Origin of the sequence: Microbacterium sp. MYb54 (assembly GCF_002979515.1) — a bacterium.
Classification (GTDB): Bacteria; Actinomycetota; Actinomycetes; order Actinomycetales; family Microbacteriaceae; genus Microbacterium.
Genome location: NZ_PCPA01000003.1, coordinates 265,785 through 288,912, shown reverse-complemented (window position 1 = coordinate 288,912; position 23,128 = coordinate 265,785). Strand labels below are relative to the sequence as shown.

Sequence of the window (23,128 nt, the reverse complement as noted above, 5' to 3'; positions counted from 1 at the left end):
GACCGGTAGATCTCCTCCGCCGTCCCCTCCTCCACGATCTGCCCCTGCAACATGATCGCGATCCGGTCACTGATCTCAATCAACATCGGCAGATCATGCGTGATGAAAATCACCGCGAACCCCAACTTCTCCCGCAACCGCATGATCTCCCGAATGATCCCGCGCTGCACCACCACATCCAACGCCGTGGTCGGCTCATCCATGATCATCACCTGCGGGTCGAGGGCGAGGGCCATCGCGATCATCATCCGCTGCCGCATACCCCCCGACAACTCGTGCGGGAAACTCGTCAGCCGGGCAGGATCCACACCCACCAACGTGAGCAGCTCCTCCGCCCGCGCCGTCTTCGCCTTCTTGCTCATCCCTGGCCGGTGCGTGTCGAAAATGTCGAAGATCTGCGCCTTGACGGAGATCACCGGATTCAACGAGTTCATCGCCCCCTGGAACACCATCGAGATCTTGTCCCACCGGAACGCCCTGAGACCCTCCCCGTCCAGGCCGACGATGTCGATGTCATGACCATCCCGGTCATGGAACACGATCTCCCCACCCGTCATCAACGCCGGAGCCTTCAACAACCGATTCATCCCATACGCCAGAGTCGTCTTCCCACACCCCGACTCCCCCGCAAGCCCGAGGATCTCGCCGCGGTTCAACGTCAACGACACATCCCGCACCGCCCTCACCGGCGGATCCACCTCATACTCGATCGACACATTCCGCGCCGTCAACACCGGCTCGCTCATGCGGTGACTCCCTTGGTCTTGGCAGCCTTGCGCACACGGCGCGCGGCTTCGGGCGCATTGCGCAGCTTCGGGTTGATGACTTCGTCGATCGCGAAGTTGATGAGCGACAGACCTGCGCCGAGGAGCGCGATCATGAGCCCCGGCGGGACGAACCACCACCAGGCTCCGCGGCCGAGGGCCTGCCCCGACTGCGCGTCGTTGAGGATCGAGCCCCAGGTGATCGACGAGTTGGGTCCGAGGCCGAGGTAGGAGAGCCCTGCCTCGCCGAGGATCGCGAAGATGATCGCGAAGAGGAACTGCGCCGCGAGCAGCGGCAGCAGGTTCGGCATGATCTCGACGAGGATCACCCGGAACGACCGCTCCCCCGCGACCTTCGAGGCGTACACGTAGTCACGGGTGCGGAGCGACCGCGTCTGGAGCCGGAGAACGTAGGCCGCCCCGGCCCAGGAGGTGATGCCGAGCACGAAGGCGACGAGCTGCCAGCTGCGCTGCGGCACGAACGAGGCGATCACCATGACGAGCGGCAGACCCGGGATCACGATCATCACGTTGGTGAGAAGCGCGAGGCCGTCTTCACGCCACCCACCCAGGTAGCCGGCGAGCACGCCGAACAGGAGCGAGAGGACGATGGCGATGCTGCCGGCCGTGACGCCGATGAGCAGCGAGCCCTGCGCCCCGATCGCGAGCTGGGCGAACATGTCGTTGCCGAGCTTGGTGGTCCCGAGCCAGTGCTCCGCCGACGGCGGCTGGAGCGCGGGGTTCGCCGTGCTGCGCGGATCCTGCGAGAAGATCGGCGCGATGATCGCGAACAGCACGATCGCCACCACAATGCACACACCGATGATGAACTTCGGCGAGGTGCTGGGCAGGATGCGACGGCGCTTGCGTCCCTGTTGCGTGGCCAGCGAGATCGTGCTGGCCGGCGCGGTGACGGGCGGCTCTTGAGTCAGGAGCGGGTTCTTCGTGTCAGACATTCTGGCGAGCCCTCGGGTCGATGAAGCCATAGACGAGGTCCATGATGAAGTTGGCGGCGAGCACCGTGAGCGTGATGACGAGGAACAGCCCCTGCATCAGCGCGTAGTCGTTGTTGGTCACGGCCTGGAACATCAGCTTGCCGATGCCCGGGTAGGTGAACACCTGCTCCATCACGATGGAGCCGGCGACCACGAACCCGAGGGTGATCGAGAAGCCGGCGATCGAGGGGATCGCGGCGTTGCGGGCCGCGTACGTGGTGAGCACCCGCCGCGGACGCAGACCCTTCGCCTCGGCGGTGAGCACGTAGTCCTCGGCCAGCGTCGACACCATCATGTTGCGCATGCCGAACATCCAGCCCCCGACCGAGCTGATCACGATCGTGACGGCCGGGAGGATCGCATGGGCGACGGCATCGCTGAAGAACGCCCAGGTCGGCTCGGGACCGTCGGGGAAGTCGAAGACGTCGTAGCCGCCGAAGATCGGGAACCAGCCGAGCCCGACCGCGAACACGGCGACGAGGATCAGGGCCATCCAGAAGTACGGGATCGACTGCAGCACTGTTGTGGCAGGGATCAGGTGGTCGACCCAGGTCCCGCGTTTCCACCCGGCCCAGGCGCCGAGCACGACGCCGAGGACGAAGGAGATGACGGTCGCGGTCCCGACGAGGATGAGGGTCCACGGCAAGGCTCCCGCGATGAGTTCCGTCACCGGGGTGGGGAACTTCGTGACCGAGACCCCCAGATCGCCTTGGAACATGCGGCCCCAGTAGGAGAGGTACTGCTCCCAGAGGGAGGAGTCGTCGCCGCCGAGCAGGAGCTTGATGTTGCGGATGGCGGTCTCGGAGACCTCGCCGCCGGCCCGCTGCATCTTGGCGATCATGATGTCGGCCGGGTTCCCCGGCATGAGCCGGGGAAGAAGGAAGTTGATGGAGATCGCGGCCCAGAGCGTGAACGCGTAGAACCCGATTCTTCGTGCATAGAACTTCATGTCACTGTTTTCCTGACTTCCTTCTTCCCCGACTCCTTTACTACTTGACCGGCTGCAGCTGCGTCAGGACGTAGCCTGCCGCGATCGCACCCCAGGACGGCGGGAAGGCGTAGAGGTCCTCCTCGGTCGGCCAGCCCGTGTAGTCCTTCGTGTTGTAGAAGGTCTGGGTCGCGTTGATGACGAGCGGGATGTAGGGCAGGTCACGGACGATCTCGGTCTGGATCGTGCCGTACAGCTCCTTCTTCGTGGCCTCGTCGTTCGTGCTGATCGCGGCCTGGATCGCTGTGTCCACGACCGGGTTGCTGTATCGGCTGAAGTTCCAGCGGCCGGCCGGAACCTCGGTGCCGACGGGGCTCGTCGACTCGACGGCGGTGCCGCCGAACCAGTCACGGTAGATCTGGAACGGGTCGGCGACAGACGTGCCGATCACACCACCCATGATCAGCTGGAACTCGCCGCCCTGACGTGCGTCGGAGAACTCCTGCCACTGCACGGTCGAGGCCGTGATCTTGATTCCGGCTGCCTCGGCCTGCTCGGCGATCAGCTTCGCGGCGTCGTTGTAGTCGGTCCAGCCGTCGACCGAGGTCAGCGTGAGCTCGAGCGGAACGCCGCCCTTCTCGTAGATGCCGCTGGAGCCCTTGGTGTAGCCGGCCGCCTCGAGGATCGATCCGGCCTCGGCGACGTTGGCCTCCTGCGGGCTGACCTCGTTGGCGGGGTCGGCGACCCACTTCTCGTCACGCGGCAGCAGCGCGAACGTGGGCGAGATGTCGCCGGTGAGCCCGACGAACGCCTTGTCCTTGATGGTGGCGCGATCGATCGCGACGTTGAGCGCCTGGCGCACGGCCACGTCGGTCTGCGGACCGGTGCAGCCGAGGTCGGCGTTCGAGCAGGTGTAGAGCACCGTCGGGTCCTGCGGCGTGTTGATCCAGTCGATCTTGCCGTTGGAGGTGACGTCATCCGGGTTCGGGATGAACATGCCGGTCCAGTCGAGCTTGCCCGCGGCGAGCAGGTCCTGCGCGGTCTGGTTGTTGTCGACGGCGATGTACTGGACCTTCTTGACACCGAGCTTGTCGGCGTCGCGGAAGTTCTTGTTCGCGACGAGGGTGTAGGACTCGCTCGTGGTCTTGTCGACGACGTAGGCGCCGGATCCGACCGGGTCTTCATTCGTGAAGTTCGCGAAGTCGGTGACGTCCGCCCAGACGTGCTCCGGAAGGATGTAGGTCGAGCCGAGACGCTGGAACTCGGTCGTGTACTGGGCGGTCGTGTAGGTCAGCACGACGGTGGTGTCGTCCGTGGCCTCGGCGGAGACCAGACCGTTGCCCTCGGGGTTATTGGCTTCGTAGTTGAAGGAGAAAGCGACGTCCTTCGCGGTGAGCGGCTTGCCGTCGCTCCACTTGAGGTCGGGCTTGATGGTGATCGTGATCGCCGTGCCGTCCTCGTTGTACTCGAACGAGTCGCCGATCAGGCCGACCGGCTCGGAGTCCGCCGTCTTGTTGTAGAAGAACAGCGGCTCGTAGATCGGTCCGAGCGCGCCGTGGAGCACGGTCGGTGCGAACGGGTTGTAGTTCGCGGTGATCGGGGTCTGGCTGCCTGCCCAGACACGCAGAGCCCGGTCGCCATCGGCGTTGCCGCTGTCGCTACCGCCACCACAGGCCGTGAGGCCCAGGGCGAGGACGGATGCTCCGGCAATCGCGGTGAGCGCAATCTTGCGCCTTCCGTTACGGATCATTTCTCTTGTTTCCTCTCGGTGCTGCACTGCAGGAGGGATCGCTCCGGATGGAGCAGAACCCCGGAGGTGGGGTTCTTGGGCCCGGGGAGGCAGCCGGTCGGCCACTCCCGAAGGGGTTTGTTAGGACAGTAACCTAACAAACCCTGCGGCAGCGAACAAGCCTCCCCGCGCTCCCGAGATAACGTTTCGGCCTCGACCGGGATTGACGTCATCTGCACCCACTAAGAGTCCGAATGACACTAAGATCGATCTCGGAGGTTAAGGTACTAATGACTCAAAGCACGGACATCCGGGTCGCCGTCTCGACGGTCATCCTGACGTTGCGACGCACCGAGGGCGGGCGCGCCGTGCTCGCGCTGCCGCTCGTGCTGCGCACGCGAGAGCCCTTCGCCGAACAGTGGGCGCTCCCCGGCGGATGGCTCACGGCCACCGAATCTCCCGTCGACGCCTCAGCGCGCACTCTGGCCGAGACCACCGGCCTCGCGCCCAGCTACCTCGAGCAGCTGTACGCCTTCGGAGCCGTCGACCGCTCCCCCACTCGCGTCGTGTCGGTCGTGTACTGGGCGTTGCTGCGACAGGACGACGTGACAGCACAGATCGCCGCCCACCGTGCATCCGGCCACGCCCCGGAGAACGTGCAATGGTTCGACGTCGATCAGCTCCCCCAGTTGGCCTTCGATCACGCCAAGATCATCGAGTACGCGCTGTGGCGGCTGCGCAACAAGGTCGGCTACAGCCGCGTCGCCCAGGGCTTCCTCCCCGAGGAGTTCACTCTCGCCGAGCTGCGCGAGGCCTATGAGGCGATCCTCGGCCGGAACCTCGATCCCGCCAACTTCCGTCGTCAGGTCGAGGCCGCGGGCAATCTGCTCGCCACCGATCGATTCCGCACCGGAAGTCACCGTCCTGCACGTCTGTACCGCGACAACACCGATGTCGAGCTGGCCGATCGCGGCCCGCTCGGTCCCGAAGAAACGAGCACCCGATGAGCATCACCTTCGTACCCGCTCCCGCAGTCCCGCCCGTGGACGCCTCGGTCGATCATGCGATCCAGGCGATCGTCAGCGGCACCTCGACCGATGCCACCTGCGCCACGGACCTCGCCGCGGGGCCATGGGACTTCGACGCACGACCGGGGTACGGTCCCGGCTCATCGATGGGCGACGTCATCCCGACGGGCGCCCCGCGGCAGGGCGAGCTTCCGGTCGAGTACCGGGAGGCCGCGGAAGAAGACCTCGACGAGCGCATCCGCGCGGCGAAGGCGACCCTCGGCGATCGGGTCGTGATCCTCGGCCACTTCTACCAGCGCGAAGAGGTCGTGCAGCACGCGGACTACGTGGGCGACTCCTTCCAGCTCGCGACAGCAGCCAAGGGGCGCGCAGATGCCGAAGCGATCGTGTTCTGCGGTGTGCACTTCATGGCCGAGACCGCCGACCTGCTCTCCAAGCCCGACCAGGCGGTGATCCTGCCCAACCTCGCTGCCGGATGCTCGATGGCGGACATGGCGGACATCGACCAGGTCGAGGAATGCTGGGAGCAGCTCGAAGACGTGCTCGGCGACCTCGACACCGCCGACGCTGATGGCCGCGTGCCCGTGATCCCGGTGACCTACATGAACTCCTCGGCCGCGATCAAGGGCTTCGTCGGACGACACGGCGGGATCGTGTGCACCTCTTCCAACGCCCAGACGGTGCTGGAGTGGGCCTTCGAACGCGGCCAGCGGGTGCTCTTCTTCCCCGACCAGCACCTCGGCCGCAACACCGCGAAGGCGATGGGTGTGCCACTGGAACAGATGCCGATGTGGAACCCGCGGCGAGCGCTCGGGGGATCCTCCGCAGCCGATCTGGTCGATTCCCGCGTGATCCTCTGGCACGGCTTCTGCTCGGTGCACCGGCGGTTCACGGTCGGACAGATCGAGCAGGCTCGCGCCGAGCACCCCGGAGTTCGCGTGATCGTGCACCCCGAATGCCCGATGGAGGTCGTCGACGCCGCAGACGAGGCGGGCTCGACCGAGTACATCCGACGTGCGATCGACTCGGCCACCGAGCCGGCCACCTTCGCGATCGGCACCGAGATCAACCTCGTCCGCCGGCTGGCGGCCCAGTATCCGCAGCACGAGATCTTCTGCCTCGACCCGGTCGTCTGCCCGTGTTCGACGATGTACCGCATCCATCCCGGCTACCTGGCCTGGGTGCTGGAAGAGCTCGTCGCCGGCCGCACTCCGAACCGGATCACGGTCTCCGCCGACGTCGCCGACCCCGCGCGCGTGGCATTGGAGCGGATGCTCGCAGCGAAGCCTCCGGTGGTCGCAGGCATGCGATGAACGTCGTCGTCATCGGATCGGGCATCGCCGGGATCACGGCAGCGCTCCATGCGCACGAGGCCGGTCACACGGTGACGATCGTCACCAAGGGCGCCATGGGCGACGGATGCACCAGGCTCGCGCAGGGCGGCGTCGCCGGGATCTACGGGCCGGACGACTCAGCGGCGCAGCATGCGGCCGACACAGTGGATGCCGGCGCTGGACTGTCGGACCCGGATGCCGTGCAGGTGCTCGTGGCGGACGGCGCCGCACGGATCGCCGAGCTGATCGCACGCGGCGTCGCCTTCGATCGGATGCCGGACGGTTCACTGCAACTCGGACGTGAGGCGGCGCACCGGCACGCGCGCATCGTGCACGCGGGAGGCGACGCGACGGGGGCCGCGATCTCCGCGGCACTCGTCGCGGCGGTCCGGCGCACGGCGATCACCGTCGTCGAGTACGCCTTCCTGACAGACCTCATCGTGATCGACCACGCGGTGCGCGGCATCCGCACCCTGAGCGATGGCGCGATCGCGGAGATCTCGGCCGATGCCGTCGTCCTCGCCAGCGGTGGTGCCGGGCATCTCTACGCGCACACGACCAACCCGGTCGGGACCACGGGCGACGGCATCGCTGCAGCGCTTCGGGCGGGCGCAGCAGTCGCCGACCTGGAGTTCGTGCAGTTCCACCCGACGATCCTGGCGTCAGGCCCGGCGTTCCTCATCTCCGAGGCCGTGCGCGGCGAAGGGGCGACGCTGCTCGACGACGACAACCGCCGCTTCGTGTTCGACACCCACCCCGAGGGCGAACTCGCGCCGCGTGATGTGGTGTCACGAGCGATCGCTCGGCGCGCCGCCGCGCAGGGTTCCCCCGTGCGACTGGATGCCACCATGCTCGGCGCCGAGACTCTCGCACGACGCTTCCCGACCATCGACCGAGTGACGCGGGAACGAGGTTTCGACTGGTCGCGCGAACCGATTCCCGTCACACCGGCTGCGCACTACCTGATGGGCGGTGTCGTCACCGATCTCGACGGCCGGACGACGCTTCCCGGACTCTTCGCTGTCGGCGAGGTCGCTCGCACGGGCGTTCACGGAGCCAACCGGCTCGCATCCAACTCGTTGCTCGAAGGCGCGGTGTTCGGGGCTCGCGCCGCTGCCGCGCTGACCACAGAGCGCTCCGTCCCGCCGCACTCGCTCGACGACCGGACCCGCTCGACTTCGCCCCTCCCTCCGATCTCCGTACGAGGAACGCAGCGGCGAGAAGCCCTTGGCGCCTTCTCCCGCGCCGACCTGCAACAGCTCATGTGGGATGAAGTCGGACTGCTGCGCACCGACGACGGGCTCGCGCATGCGCTCGACACCGTACGTGCGTGGGCTGCGTCGACCCCCGATCCATCGACCGTCGCCGCGCATGAGGACGCGAACCTGCTGCTCCTCGCCGAAGCGACGGCCGCGGCGGCGCTGACCCGCACCGAGTCGATCGGCGCCCACCATCGCATCGACGCCCGCCCGCCAGGCGACACCCCGACGCCGCAGTCCCGTCCATCGATCCTGGAGACCGTCTGATGCTCACGAAAGCCACCCTCACCCGCGTCGTCGGCGCCGCTCTCGAAGAGGATGCTCCCTGGGGCGACCTCACCAGCACGACACTGCTGCCCGCGGACTCCACCGCCACCGCCGATCTCGTCGCACGCGAGCCTGGGGTCTTCAGCGGTGGAGAGGTCTTCACCGCGGCCTTCCTGCTCACCGACCCGGCCCTCGCGGTCGACCTCCATGTCGGCGACGGCGATGACTTCGCGGCGGGCGACGTCCTCGCCTCCGTCTCGGGCTCGGCGCGCAGCATCCTCACCGCCGAGCGCGTGGCGCTGAACTTCACCCAGCGGATGAGCGGCATCGCGACTCTCACCACCGCCTACGTGACCGCGATCGACGGCACGGATGCGCGTATCGCCGACACCCGCAAGACGACCCCGGGTCTGCGCGCCTTCGAACGGCACGCGGTGGCATCGGGCGGCGGCCGCAACCACCGCTACTCACTGTCGGATGCCGTGATGGCCAAGGACAACCACCTCGCCGTGCTCATGCGTTCGGGGCTCGACCTCGCGACGGCGCTGCGCGAAGCTCTGTCGCAGCTGCCGCACACGACGCACGTCGTCGTCGAGGTCGACCGTCTCGACCAGATCCCGGCGGTCCTCGACGGAGGCGCCCACACCGTGCTGCTCGACAACTTCTCCCTCGACGATCTTCGTGAGGGAGTACGGCTGATCGACGGCCGGGCGACGGTCGAGGCATCGGGAGGAGTGAGTCTCGACACCGTCGGCGACATCGCCCGCACCGGCGTCGATGTGATCTCGGTCGGCGCGCTGACCCACTCGGCGCGCGCACTCGACCTGGGCCTGGATCTGCGGATCGACTGAGCACATGCTCTACCTCGACATGCTCTATCTCGACAATGCCGCGACATCCCCGGTGCGACCGGAGGTGCTGGAAGCGATGCGTCCATATCTCACCGGAGTCTTCGGCAACCCGTCCAGCCATCACACGGCGGGCGAAGCCGCGGCGGGCGCTCTCGACGACGCCCGTGCGCGGGTCGCCCGCGTGCTGGGGATGCGAACGGGTGATGTCGTGTTCACCGCAGGGGGCACCGAAGCGAACAACCTCGCGGTGAAGGGCATCGTGCTCGCGGCCTTGGAGGCGGGGCGACGGCATCTGGTGATCTCGCCGATCGAGCATGAGTCGATCCTCGAATCGGCCGACTATCTGAGACGCTTCCATGCGGTCGAGGTCACGTTCCTGCCGGTCGACTCCGGTGGCCGGATCGCAGCGGAGTCCGTCGCCGAGTCGATCATGCACGACACCGCCCTGGTCTCGATCGGCCACGCGAACAACGAGATCGGCACGGTCCAGGACGTGGCGGCGCTGGCAGCGGTCACACGAGCCGCCCGCGTGCCGCTGCACCTGGATGCGGTGCAGTCTGCCGGGTGGCTTCCCCTGAGCGGGCTCGGAGCCGATGCCGTGTCGATCGCCGGACACAAGCTCGGCGCACCGAAGGGCATCGGCGCCCTGGCCGTGCGCGGACGCGTGCCCGTGGAGCCGCTGCTGCACGGTGGCGGTCAGGAACGCGGACGACGCTCCGGCACCGAGAACGTGGCGGGGGCCGTCGGGCTCGCGACTGCCCTGGAGCTCGCAGAACATGAACGGGAAGCCGTGAGCGCTCGCGTCGGATCCGCCACGGCGCGGTTCATCTCCCTGGTGCTCGCCGGCGTCCCCGAGGCCGCGCTCACCGGCGACCCCGTGCAGCGCCTTCCCGGGACCGCGAGTTTCACGTTCGCCGGCACCAGCGGAGAGTCCGTGCTCCTCGAGCTGGAGCGCCGCGGGGTCATCTCGTCGAGCGGCTCGGCGTGCGCTGCGGGCAGCGACGAGCCCTCGCACGTCCTCCTCGCCTGCGGCGTGCCCGCTGAGGTGGCGCAGACCTCCGTCCGATTCACCTTCGGACGCGAGACGCTGCCCGAAGATGCTCCGGAGCGGCTGGCAGCACTCGTCGCGGAATCCGTGCGCGCGGCCCGGGGATGATGCACGGCCATAGACTCGGCTGGTGACCGCCTCCGCCCCGATCGTGACGCTGATCGTTCCAGGGCGTGACATCGCCGCCTTCGCTCCGGCAGCACTCGAATCCCTCCGCGCGCAGACCGAGTCGCGGTGGCATGCGATCCTCATCGACGACGGCTCGACAGATGAGACGGGAGCGATCTTCGACGCGGCCGCAGTCGTCGACAGCAGGTTCACGACGATCCACCATGCGGCATCCCGCGGCCTCGGCGCCGCTCGAAACATCGGGCTCGAGCGTGTCGACACCGGGTATCTCGGGTTCCTCGACGCCGACGACGAGTTGGCTCCGGATGCCCTGGCCCGGATGACGGGGACTCTCGAGGAGACCGGGAGCGACTTCGTCGCCGGCGCCTACGTGCGCTCGCGTGCGCAGGGCGTGGGATACGTCGCCGGCCGCGTGCAGCCCTGGGTGGCGGCGGCGACGGCCCCGGAGAGGCTCGGTACCACTCTCGCCGCCCACCCGCAGGCGGTGTCGAACATCGTCGCGTGGTCGAAGGTGAGCCGCACCGCGTTCTGGCACGACCTCCGCTTCCCCGAGGGCGTCGCGTACGAGGATCAGGTGGTCGCACAGCTCATGTACACCAGAGCACGCACCTTCGATGTGATCCCCGACGTCGTGGTGCAGTGGCGCCTCCGGGCCGACGGCACCTCGATCACGCAGGGCAAGGCTCAGCTGCCGGTGCTGCGCGACTATCTGACGGCTCTTCGTGGGGGCATCCGGGTGCTGCACGAAGCCGGGGCGCGCGCGTCGGTCACCGCCCGGATCGAACTGATCCTCGCGATGGACGTCGCGCCGCTTCTCGAGATCGCGAACAGCCACCCCGACCCGGCCTACGCGGCCGAGGTCGACACTTTCATCGCCGAGCTGCGGGCACTCCCCGAGTTCGCGGATGCCGTGCCCGACCCCGCCATCGCCGCCGCGCTCGCGTGGTGACGCTGCTCCCCTGATCGACGGACCCCGGTGACCCCATGAGCGACTACATCGCCTCCCTCTTCTCCCTCGAAGGCCGCACCGCGGTCGTGACCGGCGGCAGTTCCGGCATCGGCCGTGGCATCGCCACCGCACTCGCTCGCGCCGGAGCAGCGACAGTCGTCGTCGCCCGCGGCGAGGACCGCATCCGGGAGACCGTCGACGAGCTGCGCGGGCACGGTTGTCGTGTCGCCGGGGTCGTCGGAGACCTCAGCACGCGGGACGGAATCCACGCCGTCGCCGATGCAGCCGTCGAGCCCTTCGGCGAACCGGACATCCTGGTGAACTCCGCAGGGATCAACATCCGCCCGCCGTTCGCGGAGATCACCGAATCCGACTGGGATGCGACCATGACGGTCAACGCCCTCGCACCGTTCCTGCTCGGCCAACGGTATGCGCAGGGCATGGCTGCACGCGGGTACGGCCGGCTCATCCACATCAGCTCCCAGCAGGCCCACCGCGCGTTCGTCGGCAGTGGCGTCTACGGTGCGTCGAAAGGCGCGGTCGAATCGTTGATGCGCTCAGAGGCCGAAGCCTGGGGTGGCACCGGAGTGACGAGCAACACGTTGGTTCCCGGGTTCGTGCTCACCCCGCTGAACGCCCGCCTGCAGCAGGATCCGGTGAAGATCGCGGAGCTCGCCGCTCGCACGATGATCGGCCGCAACGGCTTGCCGAGCGACTTCGCCGGCGCCGCCGTCTTCCTCGCAGGCGCGGGCTCAGGCTACGTCACCGGTCACTCACTGTTCGTCGACGGCGGGCTGTCGGTGCACTGAGCCAGACACCTGCACACGGCAGGGCCCAGGGCTCAGGCTCAGGGCTCAGGCGGATAGACCCGCTCGTCGGGGCGGGGCTCGGCGAGCAGGGGCACTGCCGCGGTTATCGCGGCTACCGCGTCGGCACCGGCGGAGTCGACGGGCGCCCGATCGGCACGGCGATCTGCGAGCGGCGCACGGATGCCACCGGTCGCGGCCTCCTCGAGCGCGACCTCGGTGTCGAGCACGCGCGACGCCGCCACCTGCTGGGCGGCGAGCTCGGCGTAGAGTCCGCCCAGTGCCAAGAGCTCGGGATGCGTGCCGGACTCGACAATCCTGCCCGCTTCGATGACGTGGATGATGTCCGCACCCATGACAGTCGAGAGCCGATGCGCGATCGACAGAGTCGTGCGCCCCTTCGCCGCCTCGTCGAGCGCTTCCTGCACGACACGCTCCGAGACGGTGTCGAGCGCGGAGGTGGCCTCGTCGAGAAGGAGTACCGGAGGGTCTTTCAGAAGCACACGGGCGATCGCGATGCGCTGCTTCTCGCCGCCGGAGAGCCGGTATCCGCGCTCACCGACCACGGTGTCGTACCCCTGCTCGAACCCGGCGATGATGTGATGGATGTTGGCGGCCGTGCACGCCCTGATCAGCTCTTCCTCCGTGGCGTCGGGCTTGGCGTAGCGAAGATTCTCGCGGATCGTCGCGTGGAACAGGTACGTCTCCTGCGACACGATGCCGACGTGGTCGATGATCGACTCCTGCGTGAGCGCGCGCACGTCGGCACCGGCGAACAGCACGGCGCCGCCCTTCGACTCATACAGTCGTGGGGCCAGGTAGAGGATCGTGGTCTTGCCCGCACCAGACGGCCCGACGAACGCGACATGCTGCCCCGGCTCCGCCACGAACGAGACCCCGTCGAGCGTCGGGCGGGCGTCGACCGACGCGTCCGGATAGCGGAACACGACATCGGCGAACTCCAGGCGCCCTCTCGGTCCCGGTGCTTCGTCGACCGTGATCGCGTCCGGTGCATCCTCGATCTCCGGCACCAGGTCGAGGTACTCGAAGATGCGCGCGAACAGAGCAGACGACGTCTGCAGATCGAGCGATACCCGCATGAGCCCCATCAGCGGCATGAGCAGTCGCGCCTGCACCGTGGTGAAGGCGACGACCGTTCCCGCGGTGATCGCCCCGGTGCCCCCGGCGATCAGGTAACCGGAGACGAGGTAGATGACCGCCGGCACGCTCGCCATCAGCACCTGGACGACCGCGAAGAATCCCTGCCCGCTCATGGCCCGGCGCACCTGCAACGTCACCTGATTGCGGTTCTCGGCCTGGTAGCGCGCCGACTCGGTGCGCTGGCGGTTGAAGGCCTTCGACAGCAGCATGCCCGAGACGCTCAGGGTCTCCTGCGTGATGGAGGTGAGCTCTGACAGCGACTCCTGCGTCTCCCCCGCGATGCGCGCCCGCACCTGACCGACCCGACGCTGCACGAAGATGAGGAACGGCATCATGATCACCGCGATGAGCGTCAGACGCCAGTCGATCAGGATCATCGCGACGAGCGAGGCGATGACGGTCACGACGTTGCCGAGGATGCTGGTGACGGTGTTGGTCAGCACCCCTGAGACGCCGCCGACGTCGTTCTGCAGCCGGGACTGGATGACTCCGGTCTTGGTGCGCGTGAAGAAGCCGAGTTCCATCGCCTGCAGGTGTTCGAACAGTTTCACGCGCAGGTCGCCGGTGACGCTGTTGCCGACGGTCGAGGTCAGCCACGTCTGCCCGACTCCGAGGACGGCGGAGATCAAGAACAACCCGATCATCGCGGCGACGAGCCAGCCCAGCAGCTCGAGGTGCGGGCCTCCTCCGGCGACCGGGAAGAGCGCGTCGTCGAAGATGCGCTGCACGATTAGAGGAGGGACCACGGCGATGGCTGCACCGATGACGACGAGGATGCCGGTGAAGACGATGCGCCACTTGTAAGGACGGAACAGAGACACCACTCGCGTTCCGAGGCCGCTGATGCGCGGGGCCTCGGCGTTGAGCTTGCGCTGTGCACCCTCGTCGACCCCGCGGAAGCCGCCGCGTTGCCCGCCGCCCATACCGCCACCCATACTCATGGCGCCAGCGTACTCAGGCGTGACGACATCGAGGGCCGGTGTCTCCGCCGTCAGCGGATATCTGTGAGTTCGGAATGAAATGTCCGTGGTGGCCGTTACGCTGAATGACTCTTGCGAACTCTCGCGATTTCCACTTCTTCTTCGCCCTGGAGGCCGCCCATGTCTGCCGTCGATACCGGCTCCATCTCGACGACCCCCGCACCGGCAGGGGGCGAGATCTCACGCAAGGACATGCGGGTGATCTGGCTGCTGCTCGTCGCCGCCTTCGTCGCCATCCTCAACGAGACCACGATGGGGATCGCGATCCCGCATCTGAACACTGATCTCGGCATCCCGCCCGAGCTCGGCCAGTGGCTCACCAGTGCGTTCATGCTCACCATGGCCGTGGTCATCCCGACGACCGGATTCATCCTCCAGCGGTTCACGACCCGCCAGGTGTTCATCGCCGCGATGATCGCCTTCTCACTCGGCACTCTCGTCGCACTGGTCGCGCCCGGCTTCGGCGTGTTGCTCGTCGGCCGTGTGATCCAGGCGGCAGGTACCGGCATCATGATGCCGCTGCTGATGACGACGATCATGAACGTGGTCCCGCCGCAGTCCCGTGGTCGCATGATGGGCCGTGTCGGTCTCGTCATCTCGCTCGCCCCGGCTATCGGTCCGACCCTTGCCGGTGCGGTGCTCGAGCTCGCCAGCTGGCGCGCACTGTTCGCGATCATCCTCCCGATCTCCCTCATCGCACTCTTCATGGGTGTGAAGTGGATGACCAACCTCGGCGAGACCCGCAAGGTGCCGCTCGATGTGCTCTCGATCCCGCTCGCCGCTCTCGGCTTCGGCGGCATCGTGTTCGGACTCAGCCAGTTCGGCGGCGAGGGTGGATCGGGCGAGACCACCGGCATCATCTCGCTGGTCGTCGGCGCAGTGTCGCTCGGACTGTTCGTCTGGCGTCAGCTCGTGCTGCAGCGCATCGACGATGCTCTGCTCGACCTGCGCGTGTTCCGCTCCAGCAACTTCACGCTGTCCGTGATCATCATGTCGATCCTGGCGCTGTCGATGTTCGGCACCCTGACACTGCTTCCGCAGTACCTGCAGAACGTGGCCGGCCTCAACCCGCTCCAGTCCGGCTTGATCCTGCTCCCAGGCTCACTGCTGATGGGTCTGCTCGGTCCGATCATGGGGCGCGTCTACGATGCGCGCGGCACCCGCCCGCTGCTCATCCCCGGCACGATCATGGTCTCCGCTGCGCTGTTCTACTACTCGACCGTCGGCGAGCACACCGTGTGGTGGGTGCTCATCATCGTGCAGGCCGTCATGTCCGTCGGACTCGCGATGTCGTTCACGCCGCTGTTCTCCGCATCGCTCGGTTCGCTCCAGCGCTCGCTGTACTCGCACGGGTCGGCGGTGCTGAATACGCTGCAGCAGGTCGGCGGCGCTGCCGGTGTGGCGCTGCTGCTGGTGACGTACTCGTCGATCCTGCACGCGGGCGAGCAGGAGGGCCTGTCGACCGCGGTCGCCGGTGCTCCCGGCGCACGCATGGCATTCCTGATCGCGGCGATCATCTCGCTCGCGGCGGTGGCGCTCAGCCCGTTCGTCCGCAAGCCCGCCGACGACGCCGGCGAGGGCTTCCACGGCGGCCACTGACCGCCCGTAGACGGCCTGCGATGGCGTCTGCCTCTTACTCGCTCTTCGGGGCGGGGAACTGGCAGACGCCATTGCTGCAATAGCCGGCGGCGTCGCCCTCGAGCAGGTTCAGGGAGTCCAGGAGCGGCTGCAGCCCGATGGGCGCGTCCTGCTGCACGGAGTCCTGCTGCATCTTCTTCATCCCTCGATCGTACGCCTGCGCAGAGCGGGTGGCGCCGAACCCGCCCGAGGTACGTCGACAGCGGGCGAACAGCCGTTCTCCCCTACGGTTGATCCATGGTCAAACGAGTTCTCGCCCGCATGTTCTGGGCGTTCAGCAGATGGACGCTCGTGAGCGAGGCTGCACCGACCCGCCCGACCGTGCTCGTGGGGGCGCCCCATACCTCGAACTGGGATTTCGTCCTGATGCTCGCGATCGCATGGCGGCTCGACATCGACGTGCACTGGCTCGGCAAGAAGAGCCTCTTCCGCGGCTGGCGAGGCCCGATCATGCGGCGCCTCGGCGGCATCCCCGTCGATCGCACTGACCCTGCGCGCGTGGTGAAAGACGTCGTCGGGCAGGTCCATGACGGCACCGTCTTCGGCCTCGTCGTCACGCCCGATGGAACCCGAGGGGGCAATGAGTACTGGAAATCGGGCTTCTACCGGATCGCACGTGAGACGGGCATGCCGGTGACCCTGGGATTCGTCGATCGAACCACCATGACGAGCGGCCTGGGCCCGACGATCGACCTGACCGGCGATGTCGCGGCAGACATGGACCGGATCCGTGCGTTCTACGCCGACAAGGCCGGAGTCCGCCCGGAACGTCGCACGGAGCCGCGGCTCCGCGAAGAGGGGTCGGAGACGACGGAGCCCGACGCCGCATAAGCGGCACAGCCGGGGCGCTCAGCCCTCCGGCGCGGCGTGCGCGCGAGCGTACTCGAGGTCGTCGTCGCTGAGGGGCTCCACCATGCCGACCACGGCACCGGTGATCACACGGATCTCCTCGCGCACCGCCTCATCGAGATGCGGGGTCTCGCTGTCGAGCACCGCTCGGCGTCCCTCGTCAGTGAGTTCGGTCCACCAGTCGCGGATCGGCGGGAGCGTCATCATGCCTTCTTTCGTTCTGCGGGGGCACACGTCTGGACAGCACCCGAGCGGGGAAACCACACTGAGTGCATGACATCAGAACCATCTGGTCGTGAGGACGGTCTCGACGACCGTGCCGACGGGCGGGACGAGACCGCGAACGAGCGCGCGGATCGCAACTGGGACGAGCTGCTGCAGGAGTTGCGCGTCATGCAGACGGGTACGCAGATCCTGACCGGGTTCCTCCTCGCCGTCGCCTTCCAACCGCGATTCACCGACATGGACGAGCTCCAGCGCGATCTGTATGTCGTCCTCGTCGCTCTCGCGGCGGTGGCGACCATCCTCGCCCTCGCACCGGTGGGGATGCATCGGGCACTGTTCGGGCGTCGTCGCAAGCCCGACCTCGTCCGCATCGCCGCCCGGATCGTGCGCACCGACCTGATCGTGATCGGTGCCCTGACCATCGGCGTGACCACCCTGATCGTCGACTTCACGGTGAACCGCACCGCGGGGATCATCGCTCTCGTCGCCGCGCTCGTTCTCGTGGCAGCCCTGTGGGTGGCACTGCCTCGGGTCATGCGGGGCAAGCCCCTCACCCGCGGAACCGCGCCGGAATGACGCGGTTCTTCGCGGGAGCGAGGACGCTCAGCGTCCCGCTGGGCTCCGGTTCTCCGCACTGACCATCCAGGCGAACTGCTCGAGCCGCTCGATGATGGCGTGCAGGAGGTCGGCCGAGGTCGGGTCCTCTTCGTCGACGGCGTCGTGCACGTCGCGCACCGTTCCCACCGCAGCTTCGAGGCGCTCGGTGACGAGGTCGATCGTCTCCGTCGTCGACACCTCGCCCGCGGGGAACTCAGGAAGCGACGTGGTCTTCGCGATGGTTGCGCTGCGCCCGTCGGGAACGGCATGCAGGGCGCGCATGCGCTCTGCGATCGTGTCGCTGAACGTCCGTGCATCGTCGATGATCTCGTCGAGCTGACGGTGCGTGTCGCGGAAGTTGCGCCCCACGACGTTCCAGTGCGCCTGCTTTCCTTGGATCGCCAGATCCAACAGGTCGACGAGCACCGCCTGCAGGTTGTTCGCCAACGTCGTCGAGGCCGTGAACCCCTTCTCGGCGTTCTGCTGTCTGGTCGTCTTCGCCGCGCCCTTCGTCGAGCCGCCGGTCTTCTTGGTCGTCGTGCTTTCAGCCATGGTGTGACCTCCTGCCGGTGACGCTAGCTCGCGCCGCGAACCCGGGCGAGGGGGTTGACACCGAGCGGACGCAACCCGGAATGTGACTCGAGTGAGTGACGCAGACATCGTGAACCAAGGCCACCGCACAACACACCCGGAGATCACCATCTCCCCCATCAGCGACGACGACGCCGGCGAGGTGCTGACCGTGCAGCGCGCGGCCTTCGTGTCGGAGGCGGCGATCTATGGAGGCGTCGACATGCCGCCACTCACGCAGACGCTCGCGGAACTGGAGGCAGAGCTCCGATCCGAGTCCGGACTGACCGCGCGCATCCACGGTCGCCTCGTCGGCGCGATCCGCTACGTCGTGAGGGACGGTCTGCTCCTGATCGGCAGGATCGCGATCGCTCCCGACATGCAGGGCGAGGGAATCGGAAAGCTGCTGCTCGAAAGCGCCGAGAAGGAATCGGGGGCGGATGTCGCCGAGCTTTTCACCGGAAGCCTGAGCGAGGCGAACATCCGCCTCTACGAGTCCTGCGGGTACGAGGAGCACGAGCGTGTTCCCGATGGCGACGGTACCGAGCAGGTGTTTCTGCGCAAGCAGCTGCGAGCAGGGTAAGAGCCTCCTCCGAATCCGCGCAAGGGGGTTGAGCCGATCTCCGAGGTCGGGCATCGTAGCCCGGACATGTCGCGACCGTGGCATGCCCCAACCGGAAGGAGAGTCTCGTGCTCACCCTCACCGACAACGCCTCCGCCATCGTGACGACCCTCGTGAGCCGTCAGACCGACGCCCCTGATGCGGGGCTCCGCATCCACTCCACCGAGCCACAGGGCGCAGAAGGCGGTGCGCGTCTCGCCGTGCTCGTCGCTGCGGACCCGGAGCCCCAGGATCAGGTCGTCGAGATCTCAGGCACCCGCCTCTTCCTCGATGAGTCCGCTGTGGCGGCGCTCGACGACAAGATCCTCGATGCCGGCGTCGACGACGAAGGCTCCGTGTCCTTCGCGGTCATGCCACAGGTCGCCTGACCGAAGAATTCCGGATGCCGCGGCCGACTCGGTCGCGGCATCCGTTTGTGTAGACCGCGTAACCTGGAGAGGCTTCGCAATCTCGTGCGAACCGTCGAAAGGCCACCGTGAAGATCTCCCTGCTCCGCCGTTTCGTCGTCCTTGCAGAGGAGCAGCACTTTCCGCGGGCGGCCGAGAAGCTCGGCATCCCCCTGGCCTCGCTCTACACGTCGATCGACAAGATCGAGGAAGAGATCGGGCACCCGGTCATCCATCGTGAAGGTCAGACGAGACTGACCGCCGTCGGAGAACTCCTCCTGGTGGAGGCGAAGGCCGAGGTCGCTGCAGCTCCGGAGCCGGTTCGCAACGCGCCCGCTCCTGCGGGAGGCAAGGCCAGGGCATCGAAGGGCAAGGGTCGCACCCCCGCGGTGAAGGGGCAGCCGAAGCCGTACAAGAAGCGACAGGGTCGTTAGAGCAACAGGCCGTTAGAGCAACGGGGCCGCTAGGGACTCAGTCCCAGTCGAGGTACTCCTCGATGACGACCGCGGTCTCGATCGGGTGCGTCATCGGGAACAGGTGATCTGCACCGTCGATGCTCTTCACGCTCGCGCGCTCCGGTGCCGTGGACTGCAGCTGCTCGCCGTTGGCGAACGGAGTGACCAAGTCGCCCGTGCCCTGGATGATCAGAACCGGCATGACCGGTGCGAGCGGGGTGTCGTTCTCTTCGACAGCGAGCAGCGCCAGACCGTTCACGCGATCGGCGTGCGCCAGGGCGAAGGCCCGCGCGACGGTGCCACCGAAGCCATGACCACCGATCCAGGTGTCGCCCAGTCCGACGTGATCGATCACGGCGAGCGCATCTTCGACCCGGTCGTCGAGGGAAACCTCTTCATGCTTGGTCTCGGCGCGGTGGCCGATCCGCAGCACGTGGAAGCCCGCTTCCTCAGCGAGGTAGTGCGCGACGACGCCGAGAACATCAGCCGCCAGATCGCGCTCCTGGATGAGGACGAGCTTGACGGGCCCGTCACCCTCATCGACGAAGGGGATCGCGCGGCCGTCGGGCTCGAAGATCTGGGTGTCGGTCATCGGCGTCAATCTCCTCGTGCCTTCGGTGTCAGGTACTCAGGCGGAACGTCCACGGCGGACGCCAGCGACCGAACCGCGGCCGGAGCCGCCGTGTTCCAGCGTATCCCGAGCGGGCGGTCAGTGAGACGCGGACGCCGGATCAGCTTCGGCTGACGGCTACCAGGCCCGTCCGCGAAGATCGATCGTGCCCTCGGGCCACCTGCGCGGTGGGGAATCGAGCGCAAGTGTCAGAATCGGCAGCCCCGGAGGCTGCGTGGTGGGCTGACCGGCGCGATCCATCGAGTGCTCCGCTGCGGAGACGCGGTGCCACCCGCACGACTCGTAGAAGGCGACCACCTCCTCACGGCACCCGAGGTAGCCGAACTCTATGTCCCCGCTATCCGCCATCGATGCGGCTGCGTGCGCCATGAGTCGGGCACCGGCACGCCGCCCTCGTGCGCGCGGGGAGATCAGCACCCCACCGACACCCGCGACCACGACCTCCGCCGCACCGACGCCGATCGTCCGCCGCGCCCAACCGACGTGACCCACCACGTCGTCGCCGAGTCTGGCGATGAGGTGAAAGTCATGGGGTGCATAGCCGTAGGGCTGATCGGGATCCCACACGCCGAACTCGGAGAAGTACTCGGCGTCGAACAGCGCCCGCAGCCGTGCCAGGTCGTTCCTGGTCAGACTCTCGTGCGGGACATTGTCGATGACGAAGCTCGTCATACCTCGACGACCTGCCCGGCCTCCACCCGCCACTGCCGGTCGGTCTGCACGGTCGCAAGCATCCGCCGATCATGGGTGACCAGCAGCAGCGTTCCCTCGTAGGACTCGAGTGCCTGTTCGAGCTGCTCGATCGCGGGCAGGTCGAGGTGGTTGGTCGGCTCGTCGAGCACGAGCAGGTTGATGCCGCGTGCCTGCAGCAGTGCCAGACCCGCGCGCGTGCGCTCACCCGGCGAGAGCTCATCGACGGCGCGTGTCACGTGATCGGCTTTGAGTCCGAACTTCGCGAGGAGGGTACGGACCTCGCCTGACGCCATCTCCGGAACGAGCTCCTCGAAGGCGACGGCGAGCGGCTGCGTGCCGACCAGCAGTGCACGGGCCTGGTCGATCTCGCCGATCTGCACGCTCGCGCCGAGACTCGCCGTTCCCTCGTCGGGAAGTTGCCGCCCCAGCAGCCCTCGCAGCAGCGTCGACTTCCCCGCGCCGTTGGGGCCGGTGATGCCGATCCGCTCCCCCGCGTTAACCTGGAGCGACACCGGGCCGAGCTGGAAGGATCCCTGCCGGAACACGGCCGAGCTCAGCGTCGACACGACTGAGCTGGAACGCGGCGCCGAACCGATCGTGAACTCGAGCTGCCACTCCTTGCGCGGCTCCTCGACCTCTTCGAGTCGGGCGATCCTGCTCTCCATCTGACGCACCTTCTGCGCCTGCTTCTCGCTCGACTCGGCCGAGGCCTTGCGTTTGATCTTGTCGTTGTCGGGAGACTTCTTCATCGCGTTGCGCACGCCCTGGCTCGACCACTCCCGCTGCGTGCGGGCGCGCGAGACGAGGTCGGCCTTCTTGTCGGCGAACTCGTCGTACTTCTCACGCTGGTGGCGACGGACCGTGGCCCGCTCTTCCAGGTACGCATCATAGCCGCCGCCGAACACCCGGTTGCTGTTCTGCGCGAGATCGAGTTCCAGCACCCTGGTCACGCAGCGGGCGAGGAACTCACGGTCGTGGCTCACCACCACGACACCGCCGCGGAGCCCCCGCACGAATGCCTCGAGCCGCTCGATCCCGTCGAGGTCGAGGTCGTTCGTCGGCTCGTCCAGCAGCGCGATGTCGAAGCGCGAGAGCAGCAACGCGGCGAGACCGACGCGGGCCGCCTGCCCGCCTGACAGAGCGGTCATCAGGGCGTCGGCCGGGTCGTCGCCCAGGTCGAGTCCGAGCTCGGCGAGCACGACGGGAAGCCGCTCATCGAGGTCGGCGGCACCGCTCGCCAGCCAGCGATCCAGCGCGACCGAGTACGTGTCGGCGGGGTCTGTGCCGGGAGCAGCAAGACTCGGGTCGCCCAGGGCAGCAGCGGCGGCATCCATGTCTCCGGTCGCGGCCGTGCAGCCCGTGCGACGGCCGATGTAGTCGGCGACGCTCTCACCGACGATCCGCTCGTGCTCCTGGGGAAGCCAGCCGACGAAGGCATCTGCCGGTGCGAGCCGGATCGTGCCGGCCTGCGGCTCGTCGACACCCGCCAGCAGCTTGAGAAGGGTCGACTTCCCGGCTCCGTTGGCTCCGACGAGGCCGACCACATCACCCGCGGTGACGGTCAGGTCGAGCGAGTCGAACAGGGTGCGGTGGCCGTACCCGCCGGCCAGCCCTTGGGCCACGAGTGTTGCGGTCATCCGTCAATCCTGTCACCCCACGGGGGTGGCACGCGGACGCACTCTCTCAGAGGGCGGCGGCCTTCGCTCTCGCGAGCCGGCGCGTCAGCACGAGCGCGATGGTGAGAGGCACGGCCGCGACGACGCCGAAGGAGATGTCGATGAGCTGCCAGCCGAGCGGGAGGCCGCGAATCGCACCGGCGATCAGTGCGAGCGGAACGATGCCCGCGCACATGATGAGACCCCAGATGGTGACCCAGACGTTGCGGACCGGATCGATGAGCGGCCCGACGAAGGCGACCGCGATCGCCAGATGCGCGAATGCCAGCCAGTCCGTTCCGTAGGCGAGGAACGGGTAGTCGGTGCCCGTGATGTCGAGTCCTTCTGCGACCCTGTGCACCCAGAAGGCGAGGTCTGGGAACGTCGCGCTCAGGCCCGTGTTGTTGAGGATGTCGCGCCCGAGCATCAGTTCTTCGCGCAGGGGGAAGGCGGTAACCCCGCTCACGACGAGCCCGAGGATCACGATGATCAGGCAGATGCGGATGAGGAGTGTGTTTCGTCTCCGATCCGACGTCAGGGACCCGCTTGGCGAATCATCACCCATCCACAGCTCCTGAC

The 23,128-nt window shown here is 67.5% G+C and carries 25 protein-coding genes; 13 read left to right on the top strand and 12 right to left on the bottom strand.

The genetic code is table 11. From position 1 onward, the window contains the following. The 4 genes from CQ040_RS05575 to CQ040_RS05560 all read right to left on the bottom strand — a co-directional run. Positions 1 to 746: ABC transporter ATP-binding protein (locus tag CQ040_RS05575; protein WP_105712407.1), on the bottom strand; the 746-nt coding region annotated here is incomplete at its 3' end. Beyond that, positions 743 to 1,720 carry an ABC transporter permease gene (locus tag CQ040_RS05570; RefSeq protein WP_028503851.1) on the bottom strand — a complete coding sequence of 326 codons (978 nt, stop codon included), beginning with the start codon at positions 1,718 to 1,720 and terminating at the stop codon, positions 743 to 745. The genes CQ040_RS05575 and CQ040_RS05570, both read right to left, overlap by 4 nt. After that, on the bottom strand, positions 1,713 to 2,708 hold the full coding sequence (locus CQ040_RS05565; protein ID WP_028503850.1) for an ABC transporter permease: 996 nt from the start codon (positions 2,706 to 2,708) through the stop codon (positions 1,713 to 1,715). The genes CQ040_RS05570 and CQ040_RS05565 overlap by 8 nt, the downstream gene beginning before the upstream one ends. Positions 2,709 to 2,748: 40 nt before the next feature. Then, positions 2,749 to 4,437: an ABC transporter substrate-binding protein gene (locus CQ040_RS05560; protein WP_105526621.1), complete on the bottom strand. Its 1,689-nt coding sequence runs from the start codon at positions 4,435 to 4,437 to the stop codon at positions 2,749 to 2,751. 269 nt (positions 4,438 to 4,706) lie between these two features. On the opposite strand from CQ040_RS05560, the gene CQ040_RS05555 reads away from it, so the two are divergent. Genes CQ040_RS05555 through CQ040_RS05525 form a run of 7 tightly spaced genes read left to right on the top strand, consistent with a single transcriptional unit; the run spans position 4,707 to position 12,090 of the window. Next, positions 4,707 to 5,423: an NUDIX domain-containing protein gene (locus CQ040_RS05555; protein ID WP_105526622.1), complete on the top strand. Its 717-nt coding sequence runs from the start codon at positions 4,707 to 4,709 to the stop codon at positions 5,421 to 5,423. Continuing rightward, positions 5,420 to 6,757, top strand: a complete 1,338-nt coding sequence (nadA, locus tag CQ040_RS05550) for a quinolinate synthase NadA (protein ID WP_105526623.1) — start codon at positions 5,420 to 5,422, stop codon at positions 6,755 to 6,757. The genes CQ040_RS05555 and nadA overlap by 4 nt, the downstream gene beginning before the upstream one ends. After that, on the top strand, positions 6,754 to 8,304 hold the full coding sequence (nadB, locus tag CQ040_RS05545) for an L-aspartate oxidase (protein WP_105526624.1): 1,551 nt from the start codon (positions 6,754 to 6,756) through the stop codon (positions 8,302 to 8,304). The genes nadA and nadB overlap by 4 nt, the downstream gene beginning before the upstream one ends. After that, complete coding sequence (nadC, locus tag CQ040_RS05540; protein ID WP_105526625.1) at positions 8,304 to 9,155, top strand: carboxylating nicotinate-nucleotide diphosphorylase; 852 nt, start codon at positions 8,304 to 8,306, stop codon at positions 9,153 to 9,155. Before nadB ends, nadC begins: the two co-directional genes overlap by 1 nt. Positions 9,156 to 9,174: 19 nt before the next feature. Then, complete coding sequence (locus CQ040_RS05535) at positions 9,175 to 10,311, top strand: cysteine desulfurase family protein (RefSeq protein ID WP_105526736.1); 1,137 nt, start codon at positions 9,175 to 9,177, stop codon at positions 10,309 to 10,311. 22 nt (positions 10,312 to 10,333) lie between these two features. Beyond that, positions 10,334 to 11,281 carry a glycosyltransferase family 2 protein gene (locus CQ040_RS05530; RefSeq protein WP_105526626.1) on the top strand — a complete coding sequence of 316 codons (948 nt, stop codon included), beginning with the start codon at positions 10,334 to 10,336 and terminating at the stop codon, positions 11,279 to 11,281. 35 nt (positions 11,282 to 11,316) lie between these two features. Beyond that, the gene (locus CQ040_RS05525; protein ID WP_105526627.1) at positions 11,317 to 12,090 is read left to right on the top strand and encodes an SDR family NAD(P)-dependent oxidoreductase; all 774 of its coding nucleotides are present in this window, start codon (positions 11,317 to 11,319) and stop codon (positions 12,088 to 12,090) included. A 38-nt stretch (positions 12,091 to 12,128) separates the two neighbouring features. On the opposite strand, the gene CQ040_RS05520 is transcribed toward CQ040_RS05525, so the two are convergent. Continuing rightward, positions 12,129 to 14,183, bottom strand: a complete 2,055-nt coding sequence (locus CQ040_RS05520; protein ID WP_105526628.1) for an ABC transporter ATP-binding protein — start codon at positions 14,181 to 14,183, stop codon at positions 12,129 to 12,131. A gap of 165 nt (positions 14,184 to 14,348) precedes the next feature. Between CQ040_RS05520 and CQ040_RS05515 the strand changes: the two genes are divergently transcribed. After that, a complete protein-coding gene (locus CQ040_RS05515) occupies positions 14,349 to 15,827 on the top strand; it encodes an MDR family MFS transporter (protein WP_105526629.1) in 1,479 nt (492 codons plus the stop codon). A 34-nt stretch (positions 15,828 to 15,861) separates the two neighbouring features. Here CQ040_RS05515 and CQ040_RS20630 read toward each other — a convergent pair whose 3' ends face one another. After that, entirely contained in the window at positions 15,862 to 16,008 is a 147-nt protein-coding gene (locus CQ040_RS20630) for a hypothetical protein (protein ID WP_181156746.1), read from the bottom strand. A gap of 95 nt (positions 16,009 to 16,103) precedes the next feature. Here CQ040_RS20630 and CQ040_RS05510 point away from each other — a divergent pair, with 95 nt between their 5' ends. Next, on the top strand, positions 16,104 to 16,697 hold the full coding sequence (locus CQ040_RS05510) for a 1-acyl-sn-glycerol-3-phosphate acyltransferase (RefSeq protein ID WP_105526630.1): 594 nt from the start codon (positions 16,104 to 16,106) through the stop codon (positions 16,695 to 16,697). A gap of 18 nt (positions 16,698 to 16,715) precedes the next feature. Here the strand turns inward: CQ040_RS05510 and CQ040_RS05505 are convergent, their stop codons facing one another. After that, complete coding sequence (locus tag CQ040_RS05505) at positions 16,716 to 16,919, bottom strand: hypothetical protein (protein ID WP_146113880.1); 204 nt, start codon at positions 16,917 to 16,919, stop codon at positions 16,716 to 16,718. 69 nt (positions 16,920 to 16,988) lie between these two features. Here CQ040_RS05505 and CQ040_RS05500 point away from each other — a divergent pair, with 69 nt between their 5' ends. Continuing rightward, on the top strand, positions 16,989 to 17,516 hold the full coding sequence (locus CQ040_RS05500; RefSeq protein ID WP_105526632.1) for a DUF6328 family protein: 528 nt from the start codon (positions 16,989 to 16,991) through the stop codon (positions 17,514 to 17,516). A gap of 27 nt (positions 17,517 to 17,543) precedes the next feature. On the opposite strand, the gene CQ040_RS05495 is transcribed toward CQ040_RS05500, so the two are convergent. Beyond that, entirely contained in the window at positions 17,544 to 18,089 is a 546-nt protein-coding gene (locus CQ040_RS05495; RefSeq protein WP_028503837.1) for a Dps family protein, read from the bottom strand. Positions 18,090 to 18,180: 91 nt separating this feature from the next. Here CQ040_RS05495 and CQ040_RS05490 point away from each other — a divergent pair, with 91 nt between their 5' ends. The 3 genes from CQ040_RS05490 (at position 18,181) to CQ040_RS05480 (ending at position 19,549) form a co-directional block, all read left to right on the top strand. After that, a complete protein-coding gene (locus CQ040_RS05490; protein ID WP_258131490.1) occupies positions 18,181 to 18,690 on the top strand; it encodes a GNAT family N-acetyltransferase in 510 nt (169 codons plus the stop codon). A gap of 107 nt (positions 18,691 to 18,797) precedes the next feature. Continuing rightward, a complete protein-coding gene (locus tag CQ040_RS05485; RefSeq protein WP_028503835.1) occupies positions 18,798 to 19,097 on the top strand; it encodes a Fe-S cluster assembly protein HesB in 300 nt (99 codons plus the stop codon). Between the two features lie 107 nt (positions 19,098 to 19,204). Beyond that, positions 19,205 to 19,549 carry a LysR family transcriptional regulator gene (locus CQ040_RS05480; RefSeq protein ID WP_105526633.1) on the top strand — a complete coding sequence of 115 codons (345 nt, stop codon included), beginning with the start codon at positions 19,205 to 19,207 and terminating at the stop codon, positions 19,547 to 19,549. 37 nt (positions 19,550 to 19,586) lie between these two features. On the opposite strand, the gene CQ040_RS05475 is transcribed toward CQ040_RS05480, so the two are convergent. The 4 genes from CQ040_RS05475 to CQ040_RS05460 form a co-directional block, all read right to left on the bottom strand. Continuing rightward, complete coding sequence (locus CQ040_RS05475; RefSeq protein WP_105526634.1) at positions 19,587 to 20,162, bottom strand: alpha/beta fold hydrolase; 576 nt, start codon at positions 20,160 to 20,162, stop codon at positions 19,587 to 19,589. Positions 20,163 to 20,318: 156 nt separating this feature from the next. After that, positions 20,319 to 20,873: a GNAT family N-acetyltransferase gene (locus CQ040_RS05470; RefSeq protein WP_105526635.1), complete on the bottom strand. Its 555-nt coding sequence runs from the start codon at positions 20,871 to 20,873 to the stop codon at positions 20,319 to 20,321. Continuing rightward, complete coding sequence (locus CQ040_RS05465) at positions 20,870 to 22,531, bottom strand: ABC-F family ATP-binding cassette domain-containing protein (RefSeq protein ID WP_105526636.1); 1,662 nt, start codon at positions 22,529 to 22,531, stop codon at positions 20,870 to 20,872. Before CQ040_RS05465 ends, CQ040_RS05470 begins: the two co-directional genes overlap by 4 nt. A 46-nt stretch (positions 22,532 to 22,577) precedes the next feature. Further along, complete coding sequence (locus tag CQ040_RS05460; protein WP_105526637.1) at positions 22,578 to 23,114, bottom strand: hypothetical protein; 537 nt, start codon at positions 23,112 to 23,114, stop codon at positions 22,578 to 22,580. Positions 23,115 to 23,128 lie beyond the last annotated feature (14 nt).

Bases quoted from the DNA above. Each gene is read 5' to 3' on its own strand.
- CQ040_RS05570 (WP_028503851.1), bottom strand. From the start codon at position 1,720: ATGTCTGACACGAAGAACCCGCTCCTGACTCAAGAGCCGCCCGTCACC.
- CQ040_RS05565 (WP_028503850.1), bottom strand. From the start codon at position 2,708: ATGAAGTTCTATGCACGAAGAATCGGGTTCTACGCGTTCACGCTCTGG.
- CQ040_RS05560 (WP_105526621.1), bottom strand. From the start codon at position 4,437: ATGATCCGTAACGGAAGGCGCAAGATTGCGCTCACCGCGATTGCCGGA.
- CQ040_RS05555 (WP_105526622.1), top strand. From the start codon at position 4,707: ATGACTCAAAGCACGGACATCCGGGTCGCCGTCTCGACGGTCATCCTG.
- nadA (WP_105526623.1), top strand. From the start codon at position 5,420: ATGAGCATCACCTTCGTACCCGCTCCCGCAGTCCCGCCCGTGGACGCC.
- nadB (WP_105526624.1), top strand. From the start codon at position 6,754: ATGAACGTCGTCGTCATCGGATCGGGCATCGCCGGGATCACGGCAGCG.
- nadC (WP_105526625.1), top strand. From the start codon at position 8,304: ATGCTCACGAAAGCCACCCTCACCCGCGTCGTCGGCGCCGCTCTCGAA.
- CQ040_RS05535 (WP_105526736.1), top strand. From the start codon at position 9,175: ATGCTCTATCTCGACAATGCCGCGACATCCCCGGTGCGACCGGAGGTG.
- CQ040_RS05525 (WP_105526627.1), top strand. From the start codon at position 11,317: ATGAGCGACTACATCGCCTCCCTCTTCTCCCTCGAAGGCCGCACCGCG.
- CQ040_RS05520 (WP_105526628.1), bottom strand. From the start codon at position 14,183: ATGGGTGGCGGTATGGGCGGCGGGCAACGCGGCGGCTTCCGCGGGGTC.
- CQ040_RS05515 (WP_105526629.1), top strand. From the start codon at position 14,349: ATGTCTGCCGTCGATACCGGCTCCATCTCGACGACCCCCGCACCGGCA.
- CQ040_RS20630 (WP_181156746.1), bottom strand. From the start codon at position 16,008: ATGAAGAAGATGCAGCAGGACTCCGTGCAGCAGGACGCGCCCATCGGG.
- CQ040_RS05510 (WP_105526630.1), top strand. From the start codon at position 16,104: ATGGTCAAACGAGTTCTCGCCCGCATGTTCTGGGCGTTCAGCAGATGG.
- CQ040_RS05505 (WP_146113880.1), bottom strand. From the start codon at position 16,919: ATGACGCTCCCGCCGATCCGCGACTGGTGGACCGAACTCACTGACGAG.
- CQ040_RS05500 (WP_105526632.1), top strand. From the start codon at position 16,989: ATGACATCAGAACCATCTGGTCGTGAGGACGGTCTCGACGACCGTGCC.
- CQ040_RS05495 (WP_028503837.1), bottom strand. From the start codon at position 18,089: ATGGCTGAAAGCACGACGACCAAGAAGACCGGCGGCTCGACGAAGGGC.
- CQ040_RS05475 (WP_105526634.1), bottom strand. From the start codon at position 20,162: ATGACCGACACCCAGATCTTCGAGCCCGACGGCCGCGCGATCCCCTTC.
- CQ040_RS05470 (WP_105526635.1), bottom strand. From the start codon at position 20,873: ATGACGAGCTTCGTCATCGACAATGTCCCGCACGAGAGTCTGACCAGG.
- CQ040_RS05465 (WP_105526636.1), bottom strand. From the start codon at position 22,531: ATGACCGCAACACTCGTGGCCCAAGGGCTGGCCGGCGGGTACGGCCAC.
- CQ040_RS05460 (WP_105526637.1), bottom strand. From the start codon at position 23,114: ATGGGTGATGATTCGCCAAGCGGGTCCCTGACGTCGGATCGGAGACGA.